Raw genomic sequence first — 14387 nt, 5'->3', positions numbered from 1 at the left:
TTCTGCTCACCATTTACACTGGTAAATTTAGTTCTTTATTTTCCTTAGACTCTTTATAAAGAACAATAATATTACCGATAACTTGCACAAGCTCTGCCTCTGTTCCTTCAACAAGGTCAGTCGCAACCGATTCCTTGTCTTCGTCACAATTTTGAAGAATACTAACTTTTAGTAATTCCCTTTTTTCCAAGGCTTCATCGATTTGTCTAATCATATTTTCATTTACTCCGCCTTTTCCTACTTGAAAAATTGGCGTTAGATGATGGGCCTTTGATCTTAAATACCTTTTTTGTTTTCCAGTCAGCATGGATTTCCTCCTAAATGTTTAATTACAATGTTCGTCATTCTGTCTACATCAGGTACGATACTCGTCCATTTTTCAAATGCGAGGGCACCTTGATAAACAAACATCCCTACACCGTTTTGTACTTTCGCTCCTCTTTCCATCGCTTCTTTTAAAAGAGCCGTTTCAAATGGATTATAAATAATATCCGATACGAATGCATTCTGATTTAAATTCGCAAGAGACATTGGAGTTTCTGAAAAATTAGGATACATCCCAATCGAAGTTGTCTGTATAATAAGCTGATATTGATCCAAGCAAGCTTCAGCTTCTTTCAGCGACATCGCTTTGGATTTGCCTTCATACGGGCAATTAAAAATTAATTGATTCGCTTTATCAACGGAACGGTTTGCAATATCAATATTTTTCATACCCTTAGATAATAAAGTATAATAAATCGCCTTGGCAGCACCACCTGCTCCAATAATTAAAGCATGGTCATGATAGAAACTCTCTTTCCAATCTGCCTGCAGTGCTTTAATAAATCCCATTCCATCAGTATTATAACCATGAAATTCATCATTGACACGAACGACTGTATTTACAGCGCCAATCGCTTTTGCTAGTGGATCGATATAATCTAAAAAGGGCATGATCGTCGTTTTATGCGGGCTTGTCACATTGAAACCTGCAATACCTATTGCTTTCATTCCCTTTACAGCGTCTTTTAAGTCTTTATCTATTATATGAAAAGGATGATAATGAGCTTCTATTGCCAATTGATCAAATTCCTGACTATGCATGACAGGCGACATGGATTGTACAATCGGATCGCCAATAACACCGTATAATTTAAGCAATCAAATTCCCCCATTGTTTCTTCTATTTATATGAGTGATTTCCTTAACATTACGTTTACACCTCTTGGAACATATGCAGCGATTTTTGCTCCTGGTTCATTAACCGTCACCCAACCCAAACCTGAGAATACTACATCTATTTTTCCCTCTTTAATCATGAATTCATGTCTTACGAGTTCAGGAAATGTGTCCAGTTCATTCTTTCTTGGCGGCTGCAGCATTTCTCCCACATGGTTGTTATATAAGGTGTCCGCATTATCCAATTTTGTACGATGAATATGTAATTCATTTGATAAATAACAAGTAAAGGATCGGCGTCCACCTTTTAAATAATCAAATCTTGCTAATCCACCAAAAAATAAAGTTTGCTCCTCATTCAACTGAAAGATCTTAGGCTTAATTTCTTTTTTTGGTGTAATAATTTTCAAATCGCTCTTGTCAACAAAATGGGCCATCTGGTGATGATTGATGATTCCAGGTGTATCAATCAGAGCTTTTCCATCATCGAGCGGAATTTCAATCATATCCAATGTTGTCCCTGGAAAGTGAGAAGTCGTAATGACATCTTGTCCGCCTGCTACTTCTTTAATGATTCGATTAATAAAAGTTGATTTCCCAACATTCGTACACCCTACTATATAAACATCTTTACCTTTTCGATGGTATTCTATTTGTTCAAGTGCCTCTTTTATTTGGCTCCCCTTCGCAGCACTTACGAGAAGAACATCTATCGGCTTTAGTCCAAGCTCTTTTGCCTGACTTTTCATCCACCCGATCAGCTTATTTCTTTTTGCTGATTTCGGAAGTAAATCAACTTTATTTCCAATGAGCAATATTGGGTTACTGCCCACAAATCGATGCAGTCCCGGCAACCAGCTCCCATTAAAATCAAAAATATCAATAATCTTAACAATTAAGCTTTCAGTAAGACTTAGTTTGTTTAATATATTTAAAAAGTCTTGGTCAGTCAGCGATACATCTTGAACTTCATTATAATGCTTCAATCGAAAGCATCTTTGACAAATCACTTCTTCTTTTTCCAAAGATGAAGAAGGAGCATATCCAATGTCTTCGGGATGATCTGTCTGTATTGCTACTCCACAGCCAATACAATTGATGTCATGTTTACTCATTGCTGCTCATCCTCCCAATCAATTAGTCCTTTACGTTTAAAGTTTGCCATGATTCCTCGTTCAATTTTTCGATTAAAACGAGTAAAAAACCCGTCCGACTTAGCGACTGGAATGACAAGAATTGTATAAAAACCTGCGCGATTTCCTCCCAGTACATCCGTTAATAATTGGTCCCCAATTATAACTGTTTCATCTTTCGTCGTTCCCATCATTTGGATTGCCTTTTTAAATGCACGGCCAAGAGGTTTTCTCGCCTTATAAATAAATGGGATTCGTAAAGGATCGGAGAATATTCTTACTCTTTGCTCATTATTATTAGAAACAATGGTCACTTTAATGTCATTTCGCTGCATTTCATCTAACCAATTAATTAGCTTCGGAGTAGCATTTGGGCGATCCCATTCAACAAGTGTATTATCCAAATCCGTAATGATTCCCTTTATACCCTTTAATTTTAATTCTTTAGCGTCAATATGATAAATACTTTTAACATACTCACTTGGCAAAAACTTTTTCAACAATTTTCTACACCTCATTGCTGTTCTGTCAGATAAACTCATCTTAACTAATTTTTAGCGTATACGCATCTTTTTTCTATTTTATATTTGTGTGCCAACCGATTTTGAATTATATTCAAAAGAGTTTTCGACAATAATCTACTTTTTCGAAATCTGTGGATAAGTTTATACACATAACCAGAGCGAATGTGACAACCTTAAAAATAATTACCAACATATTACCCACAGGTTATCCACTTATTTCTGTGGATAAAGGAACGCTTGTTCCACTAAGTTTAATCTGGTAAAGTGGGGGTAATAAAAGGGATAACATAATAATCTATTTTATAACTATCCTTTTTAGAACAATATTTTGATTGTTGGAGGTGAAGCTGATGAAAAAGTTATCTGATGAACTTTTGCTCGAATCATATTATAAGGCTAAGAATCTTAACCTAGGCTCTGATTTTATTCAGCTCATTGAATCGGAACTTCACCGGCGATCTTTAGTAAAAAAACTTTCATAATCTAAAATAACATAATGGAAATAAAATAGCGCCGCTTACTTTGGCGCTTTTCTTATTTCAGCTATTCATCATTCCTAGAGCTTCCCCAACTTTTACTTCGCTCGGTACTGATAAGGTGCCGTTGAGTTGAAAAGTATTTTTTTCGAATAGTAGAACAACGGTAGACCCAAACGAAAAATAAGCTACTTCTTCTCCCTTTTCCCATTCTTCATTTTGATTAATAATTTCCACTGAATTGATAAACATCGCACCAACCTTAACCATAGCAATTGATTTTCCAGCACACTCTAATTCTGAAATCGTTCGAAAGTTTTTACTCAATGTCGCATCTCCGTATTTTAATCCTAGTCGATTAACTGGATACGACCTAGCCCCTAATGAATATCGATTTATTATTTTCGCATCGACCGGACTATGAATACGATGATAATGGGCTGGGCTCAAATAAAGAATCATATATGTGCCCTCGGCATATTTAGCTGCACGATCACTTGCTCCAAGCATTTCTGTAATGGAGTAGCTTTTGTTTTTTACATATATTAAACTATTTGCATGGATGGTACCTACATCCTCCAAAACACCGTCTACAGGGCTTATAATAGAAGTTGGATGTGGATCAATCACACGGGAATGTTCCTTTATTTTTCTTGTGAAAAATAAATGCAAATTTTCATAACTATGTATATCTCCCTGCATTTCTTCCAGATTAATTCCATAAAATGTTGCGTATGACTTAATCAATCGCCTGCTTAAATTAGAATGCGTAAATTTTTTTATTAGATTTGCTGTAAACGGTCCATTTGTCAATTCAATAAAAGAACGGTAAAGCTTTTGCTTCAAACCATTGACCCCCTTGCTAAAAATATCTTAACTTTTATGTCTAAAAGGAATATAATTTAGTATGATTAGATACAAGATGAAGGAAGGAGGATAAAAAATGTTCCTAGTCGATGCCTTTGATCAAACAATTAGAAAATTAAAAGCACAAACGGCTAACGTCCTTACTTTGGCCAATCTCGGTTTAGGCGGATGCGCTATTCTCGTAGGAATCAACGGCCAGTTGCATCTAAGTCTTTTACTTATTTTTATTGCTGCACTTGCGGATCGTTTCGATGGAATTGTTGCACGCAAGCTGCAAATTGAATCAGAAATGGGAAAACAGCTCGACTCGATGAGTGATATCATCTCATTTGGAGTTGCCCCCGCCTTGTTATTATACCAAGGAATTCTTAATTTGTTTGGCTTTCCCGGAATATTTCTTACTGTTTTTTTTATAGGCTGCGGAGCATTCCGTCTAGCCAGGTTTAACATTACAGAAAGTAATGGCTACTTTATGGGACTCCCGATTACGTCAGCAGGTTGTTTATTAACCCTTAGTTATTTAGCTATTCCATATTTCCCATCGAACTCATTCTTATTTATTACTCTAATTTTATCAATTTTGATGATCAGTACATTTACTTTTAAAAAGATTTAAAGGTTAAGGTTGAAGCGCTTTTACAGAGGCGCACATAAATTTTTAGAGGTTTAACGATAAAGTACGCAGCCCGCAAATTACCTACGAAGTATCCAATGATTAATTCCTAAAATATGAAACAGCCATCTTCGCTTACTCTTAGAAGATGACTGTTTTTATTATGATTCTTTTGTTTTTTTCAGCTTTTCCTTTTCGGCACGATAAAACTCATGAAACATTTTCATCAATGCTCTTTTTTCAATTCTTGACACATAGCTTCTGGAAATGCCAAGTTCTTTTGCAATTTCTCTTTGCGTTCTTTCTTTTTCCAAATTCAGGCCAAACCGACCGATAATTACTTCTTTTTCCCGTTCATCCAATACATCAATATACTCCTTCACTCTTTCCAATTCCATATTTAACTGAATCGTATCAAATATATCTTCTGCTTCAGATTTTAATACATCAATTAAGGAGATTTCATTTCCTTCCTTATCATGCCCGATTGGATCATGAAGTGAAACATCTTTTTTCGTCTTTTTTAAGGCGCGTAAATGCATCAATATTTCGTTTTCTATGCAGCGAGCAGCATATGTGGCAAGCTTCGTCCCTTTTCCGAATGAATAGCTTTCAATCGCCTTAATTAACCCAATCGTTCCAATAGAGATTAAGTCTTCTGAATCCTCTCCCGTATTCTCGAACTTTTTAACGATATGGGCTACAAGCCGTAAGTTATGCTCGATGAGGAGATTACGGGCATGTTCGTCTCCATCAGCCATTTTCTTTAAATTCAATTGCTCTTCTTCCTGGGTTAACGGATGTGGAAAAGCGTTATTCTTAACATACGATACAAGAAAAACCAATTCTTTTATTACATAGCCAATCGCCGTAAGGATACCGGACAATTCCTCACCTCCAACAAGATTGTTCCTATGTATCCATGTATATGTAAAAATTGGGTAACTTTTGCTTGTCTATTAGAAATAACGACTTTTCACCTTGTATTTTGGAAAAGAATTTATCTCTTTCGGGATAAAAAAACAACAAAATATAAGAAAAGAGCCTATAATAAAAGAGATGAACAAAGGAGGAGATTCTTTTTGACAACAACTACATATAAGTTAACTTGGGATTTAGATGTCTTTTTTAAAGGAGGGAGTACCTCCCCACAATTCATAGAGCATTTGGAAAAACTAAAAAAAGACCTGCAAGCCTTTGAGGGAGCGGTTGATTCATGGGTAATACCTACAAATACAAATGATTCCTCATTATTGAGCTTACTTGAAAAGCTTCAAGTGGTTTCTCAAAATATTAGACAAGCCGGCGCATTCGTAAGTTGTCTTCAAGCACAGAATACAAATGATACAAGAGCGAATGAACTTAGAGGAATGGTAACAACTTTAAGTTCAAATTTCAACACAATATTAACGAATTTTGATGATAAGTTGTCAAACATTGATGTAGATACATGGAATGGGCTACTTCAACAAAATTCTCTACAAGCACTATCGTTTGTGCTTAATGAAAGACGCAGTAAGGCAGCAGAAAAATTGCCAAAAGAACAAGAAGCATTGATTAATGCATTAAGCATTGATGGATACCATGGTTGGGGAGAAATGTATGATACGATTGTCAAACATGTAAAAATTCCTTTTGAAGAACACGGAAAAAAAGTTGAATTATCTGTCGGGCAAGCAGCAAATAAATTCTCAAGCTCTGACCCTAAGATAAGAAAGCAAATTTTTGAAGAATGGGAAAAAGCATGGGATAAACAAGCTGATCTTTTAGCAAATACATTAAATCATTTATCAGGTTTCCGCCTATCCGTTTATAAGCAAAGAGGCTGGGATCATATTTTAAAAGAAGCTTTAACATATAACAGAATGCAAAAAGAAACATTGGACGTTATGTGGGAAGTCATTTCCGATTTAAAACAGCCATTTGCCGACTTTCTGCAAAGAAAGGCAGAACTTCTTGGAGTGGATAAATTAAGCTGGTATGACCTAGATGCTCCAGTTGGTGAAGTCAATAAGACATATAGTTATCAAGAAGGCGCAGAATTCATCTTGAAACACTTCCAAGATTTTGGTGATGAGCTAACATCATTTACTGAAAAAGCATTTGAAAATCGCTGGATTGAAGCTGAGGATCGTCCTGGCAAACGTCCTGGTGGATTTTGCACATCGTTCCCAGTAAACGATCAATCAAGGATATTCATGACATACTCTGGAACTCCATCAAATGTGTCTACTCTAGCCCATGAATTAGGTCATGCTTTTCATTCATACGCACTGAAGGATACGCACCCTTTAAATAGAAGCTACGCTATGAATGTAGCGGAAACAGCTTCTACCTTTGCCGAGATGATCGTGTCCGATGCGGCAGTAAATAATGCAGAAAACGATGACGTAAAACTTGCCCTCCTTGAGGATAAAATCCAACGTTCAGTTGCATTGCTTATGAATATTCATGCTAGATTTCTGTTTGAAACTCGTTTTTACGAAGAACGAAAAAATGGCATCGTCAGCAAACAACGGTTAAATAAATTAATGGAAGAAGCTCAAAAAGAAGCTTATTTAGATTCTCTTAAAGAATATCATCCATTATTCTGGGGATCGAAATTGCATTTCTTTATAACAGGTGTACCATTTTACAATTTCCCATACACCTTCGGCTTTTTATTCTCTCTCGGCATTTACGCACAAGCAGTAAAAGAAGGGAAAGGCTATGAGATTAAATACATGGCTATGCTTGAAGATACAGGTTCGATGATGGTTGAAGACCTTGCAATGAAGCACCTTGGAGTTGATTTGACGAAGCGGGAATTTTGGGAAGAAGGAGTAAAGCTTTGCATTAAAGATGTAGAAGAATTTATGGAAATGACTAAGGGTAAATAAGAATGAAAGGACTCTCCATATTCTGAGAGTCCTTTTCTTTATAGTGATTTTACGATTTCTAACACTAAATTAGCAGAGTTCACTGCAGCTTTATCTAAAAATTCATCAAAAGATATATTAGATTCTTGCCCAGCTATATCAGATAAAGAACGAATAATAACGAATGGAACTTTAAATTGATAGGCAACCTGTGCAATAGCTGCGGCCTCCATTTCAACAGCCTGTAGATTTGGAAACTTATTTCGGACAAATTCAACTCTCTCCGGATCATTCATAAAAGAATCCCCAGTCGCAATTAACCCCTCTACTGCTTGTATCCCTTCAATATTTTTCACAGCTTTAAGCGCCGTTTCTATTAAGGAAGGATCTGCAAGAAATGCAGGCGGCATTTGTGGGACTTGACCATATTCATAATCGAAGATCGTCACATCAACATCGTGGTGGCGCACTTCAGTAGAAATAACCAAGTCTCCAATATTTAACTGAGGATTGTAGCCCCCAGCTGAACCTGTATTAATAATCAAATCGGGCTTATACTTCTCCAATAAGATAGTAGTGGACATTGCTGCATTAACTTTTCCAATTCCTGATTTAAGTAAAATGACTTCTTTTTCGCCAATTTGCCCAGATGTGAACTCACAGCCTGCTACTTCATTCATTTGTTTATCTGTAATATTACTACGCAAAAGCGATACTTCTTCTTCCATTGCTCCAATGATAGCAATTTTCAAGCTGATGACCTCTTTTCAAAATCAGTTCAATTATTTTCTATCGTTTTCAATCAGTTTTTTAACCTCAGTTGGTTTCCAACCTTCACCATCCACCCACTCAATATAAACTTCATATGTATCTGAGCTGCCATTTGCTGAAACGGTTAAAATCGATTGGTTTTCTGGATCCTCTCCACGTCTAAGCCACCATGTAGTCATATTTTCAACCGGTGCATCTATCGCATAGGCTGCAGCCTTTTCCTTTTCCTCCCAATCTACAGAACCCATTTCATAAGATGGTTGATGTCCAGTTTGTACTGTTCCAACGGGTTTCCAATCAGGATTTACAATTACTTTTTCTACATTTGGCTCATTGCTCTCTTGTTCAATATTGCCGGAATTATTGGTTTCTTCCTCGTTATTTAGTTGTTCTCCCTTATCAGATTGTTCCTTAGGATCTTCATCAACAGCTTTTTCTTCGTTACCCTTGCTTTTTTCTTCTTTATTCTCAATTTCCTGTCCACTCGTTTGCTTAGGTTCGGACTTAGGGTTGCTGAAGAAAATATTTTTACCAACAAGAAGAATTAAAATAATGACTATAGCAATCAGTGAATTTAAAATAATGTTTGTTTTCCTACGTTTAGCCCGCTTCTCAGAACGCGGACCAGACTGATTATAATCAATGGGCACAAAATCAACCTCCATTTCGATTGACATTATCATAACACGGATAAGAGAAAACGTGAATTAAAAAAGTCAGAAATGGACTTAAAGAAAGCAGTTGGAGGGATTCGTGTGACCTTGTTCTCGAAAAGATCGCCGTACTGCTTTCATTAAATGCCACTCCTGACTTTGTGCCTAAAAGTCATAGTGGATACACTCATTGTGATCTTTATTTTTTTAAAAAGCGTCTCAGTCATTTTGTAGCATTCAAAATTCACATGATCATGAAAACACTATTGCAAATCAAACTTCCATTTATTATAAATACTACTCTTCTATTCGTTTCACTTCATTATTTTCTGCTTGATTTGTTTGAAAAACCATCGTAACGATATCTCCAAAAAGAGGATTAATGCCTCCTTGGTCACCAGGAACACCTAAATTTACTACGACGAGAGCATATTTAGGCTGATCAAAAGGAAAATAGCCCGCGAACCATTTATTGTGAAGCTGAACCCCGTCTTTCTCAACACCTGTTTCAGCCGTACCGCTTTTTCCAGCGACCTCATATGGTAAATTTTGAAAAAAGCTTCCCGTTCCTTCATCATCGGTTACAACTTTCCGAAGCAATGATTGAAGCTTCATTGCTGTAGATGTCGAGATATGATCGCCTTTACCTTTTTGTTCTGGAAATTGAAATAGCACTCCACTATCAGCATACTGAATTTCAGTTGCCGCCCGAATTGTTTTCTTTTCTCCACCTCTAGCAATTGTAGCCATCATATTTGCTACACCAAGAGGTGAGACGCGAACTTCATGCTGGCCGATTCCTGTTTGTCCTACATAATTTTGATCTTTTCTATTTTCATCAGATGTAAATATTCTTCCAGATGCTTGTGTAAATTGCTTAAAATCTTTTAAATAGAAAACATCGCCTTGCCACCCTGAAAATCCGGTTAAACCAAGCTGTTCAGCATAATCCTCTAATAAATTAGGGCTTTCCTCCATCGATCTGACAGCCAATTCGGCAAATGTTTTATTACAGCTTCTAGAAAAACTTTCCTCTAGAGGAAGAAGTCCTAAATCTCTTTCAGCAGGTTCACCTCGGATCGTAAGAGAACAATTAAATTGCTCATTATTATCAACAAATCCTTTATCAACTGCAGCAGCAGCTACAACTGTTTTAAATACTGAACCCGGAATATGTTGTTCTAGCATCATATCTGCTGTTCCATCGTCCGAAAATGGATTGTCGCGATTAAGCGTCGGTCTTGAAGCGGATGCTAAAATATTTCCTGTTTCAATATCTAGAAGCAATGCACCGCCTTTTGTAATGTTATGTTTATCTAATAAGGCTTCCATACCATTCTGCAATTGACTATCAATGGTGGTTTTTACCATTAGTGGATAATAAGGATTGCTTTGACCTGAATATTTGACATCTATTCCAAATAAAGGTGCGCCAATACCGTCAACATGAAAAACGAGTTTGGAGGGATTTTCGGCGATTAAAAATTCATCAAAATTTTTCTGCATACCAGTAACACCTATTTTTAGTGATCCAGTACTTTTTTTATCAGGATACCTTTTCCAAAATTCTTCACTGTTCTCCCCTATAACACCAATAAGTTGACTAGCAATATTGTTTGTAGATGGGTATTTTTTTTTAATTGCATATAGTCCTGGTATATTCATTTTTGTTATTTCTTTAGCCTGTACTGACGAAATTTCTCCATAAATTAATGGCTTTTTCGCATTATTTAATATTCGATCTACCTCTTCTTTTTGGATATTCATAATATTAGCAAGCCGATTTTCATCCCACTCAATATTTTTTAGAAAAGGAAATAAAACAAGTACAATTTTTTCATCGTATGAAAGTGGCAGTCCCTCATTATCTAAAAAATGTCCTCTGCCATCGTCAATTAAAACCTCTTGAGTCCTTTGCCTAACACTCTCATTTAAAAGATTCACATGATGCTTCGTAAAATTTTCAGTAAAAAATAATTGCACTTGCATCAGCCTTACAATCATAACCAACATCATGACAACCATAATCGCCGACAAAAACCTAATTCGCCTTCCTCGCATAAAAACCACCTCAAAAACCATTGTTGCCCTGTTCTTCGAGATGAATAACCAACAATAAAAAGAATTGTTCAAATTGTTCGAGTGCCAGGCACTCAAACAAATTCCGAACAATTCAAGCAATTCCAAAAACAAAAACACGATCCCATTATAGAAATGGAATCGTGTTCAAAGGTTTATTTGATTGAAAGGAGTCGAACTCTCATTTCTCCTCCAGGTGTTTGGACTGTTACTTCTTGATCTACTTTGTGGCCGAGTAAACTTTTGGCAATAGGAGAATCGTTTGAGATTTTGCCTTCAAATGGGTCAGCCTCTGCACTTCCTACAATTGTGTATGTTTCCTCATCGCCATCTGGCAGTTCAACAAATGTAACTGTTTTTCCGAGTGTAACGATATCAGAATTTAATTCGTCATCTTGAATGATTTTTGCATTGCGAACCATATTTTCAATCGTAGTAATTCGTCCTTCTACAAATGCCTGCTCTTCTTTAGCCGAATCATATTCGGAGTTCTCCGATAAATCGCCAAAGCTGCGGGCAATTTTTATGCGTTCTACCACTTCTTTTCTTCTAACTGATTTTAAATATTCAAGCTCCTGTTCAAGCTTCTCTTTTCCAGCTTCCGTCATAGGAAATACCTTTTCCGTAGCCAAATCCCTTCACTCCTTATCAGATACATTCCAAATTTTGTGTATGTAATACATGATGACGCGCCTATCGCAGGCGCGTCATAGTACATATAATAGTATCTATGCTATCGTATTACAAAAATGACTTTTGTTCAAGAATAGTTTTAATCTTTGTTGCTACTAAATCGATGGCGACATGGTTTTGCCCACCTTCTGGAATGATGACATCAGCGTATCGTTTCGTCGGTTCAATAAACTGGTTGTGCATAGGTCTCACAACATTTAAATATTGTGCTATCACCGAATTGAATGATCTTCCCCGATCTTCCATATCCCTTACTAAGCGCCGAATAATTCGTAAATCAGCATCCGTATCAACAAATATTTTTATATCCATTAAATTGCGCAATCTCTCGTCTTCTAATACTAAAATTCCTTCAATTATTATGACATCTTTCGGTTCGACATGAATCGTTTTATCCGATCTTGTATGTTGCTTGTAATCATACACTGGTTTTTCAATCGATTCATAGCATAAAAGTCTTTCAAGATGGTTAATGAGAAGGTCATGGTCAAAAGCAAGAGGATGATCATAATTCGTTTTCAGCCGCTCCTCCATCGGAAGATGCCCTTGATCTTTATAATAATAATCTTGTTCAATAACCAGTATGGAGTGTCCCTTAAAGGTTTCATATATTGTATTTGTTACACTCGTTTTACCAGAACCTGATCCTCCTGCTACTCCAATGATAACGGGTTTACGGTCCATCCTAAAGACTCCCAACATCTATTTTTTTACTGATTGCCAATCCGTCGCCTACAGGAATGATAACCGTTGTAAAATCCTTTTGTTCAAAAAGCCAATGATTAAATTTCTTTATTTTTTCCGCAACACTAGATAATCGTTTATTTTCAGTTTGATTATTCCCTGCTACTATTCCTTTAAATAATACGTTATCTGTATAAATGCAGCCATGTTTTGTTAAAAGTTCTTTGTACATATTGAAAAATTTTACATATTGGCCTTTCGCTGCATCGATGAAAATGGCGTCGTATGGTCCATGGGCAGCCGCTTTTTCATATAAGTCCAAAGCATTTCCTTCTATCACTGTTACTCGACTTTCCATTTCAGATCTTTTAATATTCGCCATGGCTTGCTCTATTCTTACTTCATCCATCTCCATCGTAACAATTTGCGCGTCTTGAAGCACATCAGCCATTCTTAAAGCTGAATAACCAATCGCTGTGCCTATTTCCAGTATCCTTTTTGGATTTTGGATTCTCAACATTTGCAGCATCGTTTCGATTCCTGTTGGTTCCATAATAGGTACTCGATGTTCTACAGCAAACTGTTCCAACTCTTTAAAAAATAAATTTCTCTCTTGTATAAATGATTCAAGATAACTCTTGATAGAATCGTCCAAGAAATGAAACCCCCTATAGCTTAGTCCCTTTTATTCGTAATATATTTATCCTTCAAAGCGTTATGTTCTTCCAATGTTTTAGAGTAATGAACTTCCCCTGTTCCGTATTCAGCGAGAAAATATAAATATTCCGTTTTTGCAGGATTTAGAGCTGCTTCTATTGATGTTTCGCCTGCATTAGCAATTGGTCCAGGCGTTAGACCTTCATGCTTATACGTATTATAAGGAGAATCTACTTTTAAATCCTCATATAATGTTCTATCTTTATGTTTTCCCAGTGCGTACAATACAGTTGGATCTGTTTGCAAAGGCATGCCTTGCTTTATCCGATTATAAAAAACACTTGAGATATTATGTCTATCTGCTTTTTCAGTAGCTTCTTTTTCAATTAATGATGCCATTGTGAGAAGCTTATGGACATTCATTTCTTTTTCTTCCATCGTTCCCGAATATTTTACAACGATTTTCTTTGTTTGCGATAGCATTTCACCAATAACTGATTCTAACGAAGGTTTTTCTTCATAAAAAGAATAAGTAGCTGGAAATAAATATCCTTCGAGTGGATGTTTAATATTTTCATTTAAAATATCATCCGTCAAAATCTCAGGATATTTTTTCATAAGTTGCTTAATTAATTCTGGATCGTCAAGCTTTTTTGTAATCTCTTCCGATGACATACCTGTATGTTTCGCGATTATTTTAGCAATCTGATCGAGTTGAAGCCCCTCTGGAATGGTCATTTTAAATAATGCTTCCCTTACAAGCTTACCCGTTTGCAATGTAGCCGCTATTTCCTCAAGCGTCATAGATTGAGTAAATTTATAATTACCTGCCTGAAATCCTGATATGTTATTTAACTTAACATAGTATTTAAAAATAGTCCCATTTTTTATTATGCCTTTTTTCTGAAGAAGTTTACCGATGGATGTCGTTGAGGATCCGATTGGAATATCGACTTCAGTTTGTTTATTATTGTTTGGATCAACAGGCTGTAAAGCGGATTTGATGTAATTATATCCAATGAATCCTACCCCACCTGCAACTAGCAATACAATTAGTGTAATAATTGCTACGATTCTTCTTATGATTTTCGCCTCGTTTCGCCTCTCTATTAAGTTATTTCTAATTTTTGTTTTTAAGTCAAGCTTATTTGTGCCACGGCTTTCTTTATCTGCCACTTTGGCAATCCCCCTTTTAAACGCAGCTGGATAGAGTTTCTC

At 36.2% G+C, this 14387-nt stretch carries 16 protein-coding genes; 3 read left to right on the top strand and 13 right to left on the bottom strand.

Annotation, left to right across the window (positions count from 1 at the left end):
* Positions 1-13: 13 nt before the first annotated feature.
* From yhbY to KHA96_RS01965, 4 genes are read right to left on the bottom strand one after another with little or no spacing between them, the layout of a single operon-like run.
* On the bottom strand, positions 14-307 hold the full coding sequence (gene yhbY, locus KHA96_RS01980) for a ribosome assembly RNA-binding protein YhbY (RefSeq protein WP_213127618.1): 294 nt from the start codon (positions 305-307) through the stop codon (positions 14-16).
* Positions 301-1143: a shikimate dehydrogenase gene (gene aroE / locus KHA96_RS01975; RefSeq protein WP_213127617.1), complete on the bottom strand. Its 843-nt coding sequence runs from the start codon at positions 1141-1143 to the stop codon at positions 301-303. Before aroE ends, yhbY begins: the two co-directional genes overlap by 7 nt.
* A 26-nt stretch (positions 1144-1169) precedes the next feature.
* On the bottom strand, positions 1170-2276 hold the full coding sequence (yqeH, locus tag KHA96_RS01970) for a ribosome biogenesis GTPase YqeH (protein WP_213127616.1): 1107 nt from the start codon (positions 2274-2276) through the stop codon (positions 1170-1172).
* Complete coding sequence (locus KHA96_RS01965; protein ID WP_249315214.1) at positions 2273-2797, bottom strand: YqeG family HAD IIIA-type phosphatase; 525 nt, start codon at positions 2795-2797, stop codon at positions 2273-2275. The genes yqeH and KHA96_RS01965 overlap by 4 nt, the downstream gene beginning before the upstream one ends.
* A gap of 371 nt (positions 2798-3168) precedes the next feature.
* Between KHA96_RS01965 and sda the strand changes: the two genes are divergently transcribed.
* Positions 3169-3300, top strand: a complete 132-nt coding sequence (gene sda / locus KHA96_RS01960; RefSeq protein WP_213127615.1) for a sporulation histidine kinase inhibitor Sda — start codon at positions 3169-3171, stop codon at positions 3298-3300.
* Between the two features lie 57 nt (positions 3301-3357).
* On the opposite strand, the gene KHA96_RS01955 is transcribed toward sda, so the two are convergent.
* Entirely contained in the window at positions 3358-4140 is a 783-nt protein-coding gene (locus KHA96_RS01955; protein WP_213127614.1) for a phosphatidylserine decarboxylase, read from the bottom strand.
* A 97-nt stretch (positions 4141-4237) separates the two neighbouring features.
* On the opposite strand from KHA96_RS01955, the gene pssA reads away from it, so the two are divergent.
* A complete protein-coding gene (gene pssA / locus KHA96_RS01950; protein WP_213127613.1) occupies positions 4238-4777 on the top strand; it encodes a CDP-diacylglycerol--serine O-phosphatidyltransferase in 540 nt (179 codons plus the stop codon).
* A 158-nt stretch (positions 4778-4935) separates the two neighbouring features.
* Here pssA and sigK read toward each other — a convergent pair whose 3' ends face one another.
* A complete protein-coding gene (gene sigK / locus KHA96_RS01945) occupies positions 4936-5661 on the bottom strand; it encodes an RNA polymerase sporulation sigma factor SigK (protein WP_213127612.1) in 726 nt (241 codons plus the stop codon).
* A 195-nt stretch (positions 5662-5856) separates the two neighbouring features.
* Between sigK and KHA96_RS01940 the strand changes: the two genes are divergently transcribed.
* Positions 5857-7653: a M3 family oligoendopeptidase gene (locus tag KHA96_RS01940; protein ID WP_213127611.1), complete on the top strand. Its 1797-nt coding sequence runs from the start codon at positions 5857-5859 to the stop codon at positions 7651-7653.
* A 38-nt stretch (positions 7654-7691) separates the two neighbouring features.
* On the opposite strand, the gene mtnN is transcribed toward KHA96_RS01940, so the two are convergent.
* From mtnN to mltG, 7 genes are all read right to left on the bottom strand, one after another.
* Positions 7692-8384, bottom strand: coding sequence for a 5'-methylthioadenosine/S-adenosylhomocysteine nucleosidase (gene mtnN / locus KHA96_RS01935; protein ID WP_213127610.1), 693 nt, complete (start codon positions 8382-8384; stop codon positions 7692-7694).
* 30 nt (positions 8385-8414) lie between these two features.
* Positions 8415-9053 (bottom strand): DUF1510 family protein, encoded by a 639-nt coding sequence (locus tag KHA96_RS01930; RefSeq protein ID WP_213127609.1) that lies wholly within the window; start codon positions 9051-9053, stop codon positions 8415-8417.
* Positions 9054-9353: 300 nt separating this feature from the next.
* Positions 9354-11117, bottom strand: a complete 1764-nt coding sequence (locus tag KHA96_RS01925; protein WP_213127608.1) for a penicillin-binding transpeptidase domain-containing protein — start codon at positions 11115-11117, stop codon at positions 9354-9356.
* A gap of 173 nt (positions 11118-11290) precedes the next feature.
* The gene (greA, locus tag KHA96_RS01920; protein ID WP_213127607.1) at positions 11291-11767 is read right to left on the bottom strand and encodes a transcription elongation factor GreA; all 477 of its coding nucleotides are present in this window, start codon (positions 11765-11767) and stop codon (positions 11291-11293) included.
* A gap of 109 nt (positions 11768-11876) precedes the next feature.
* Positions 11877-12512: a uridine kinase gene (gene udk / locus KHA96_RS01915; protein WP_213127606.1), complete on the bottom strand. Its 636-nt coding sequence runs from the start codon at positions 12510-12512 to the stop codon at positions 11877-11879.
* A gap of 1 nt (position 12513) precedes the next feature.
* On the bottom strand, positions 12514-13167 hold the full coding sequence (locus KHA96_RS01910; protein ID WP_213127605.1) for an O-methyltransferase: 654 nt from the start codon (positions 13165-13167) through the stop codon (positions 12514-12516).
* A gap of 20 nt (positions 13168-13187) precedes the next feature.
* Positions 13188-14345, bottom strand: coding sequence for an endolytic transglycosylase MltG (mltG, locus tag KHA96_RS01905; RefSeq protein WP_213127604.1), 1158 nt, complete (start codon positions 14343-14345; stop codon positions 13188-13190).
* Positions 14346-14387 lie beyond the last annotated feature (42 nt).

The sequence above is a fragment of the Bacillus sp. FJAT-49711 genome (genome assembly GCF_018343715.1).
Classification (GTDB): domain Bacteria; phylum Bacillota; class Bacilli; order Bacillales; family Bacillaceae_C; genus Lederbergia.
This window is presented reverse-complemented; position numbering and strand designations above follow the sequence as displayed.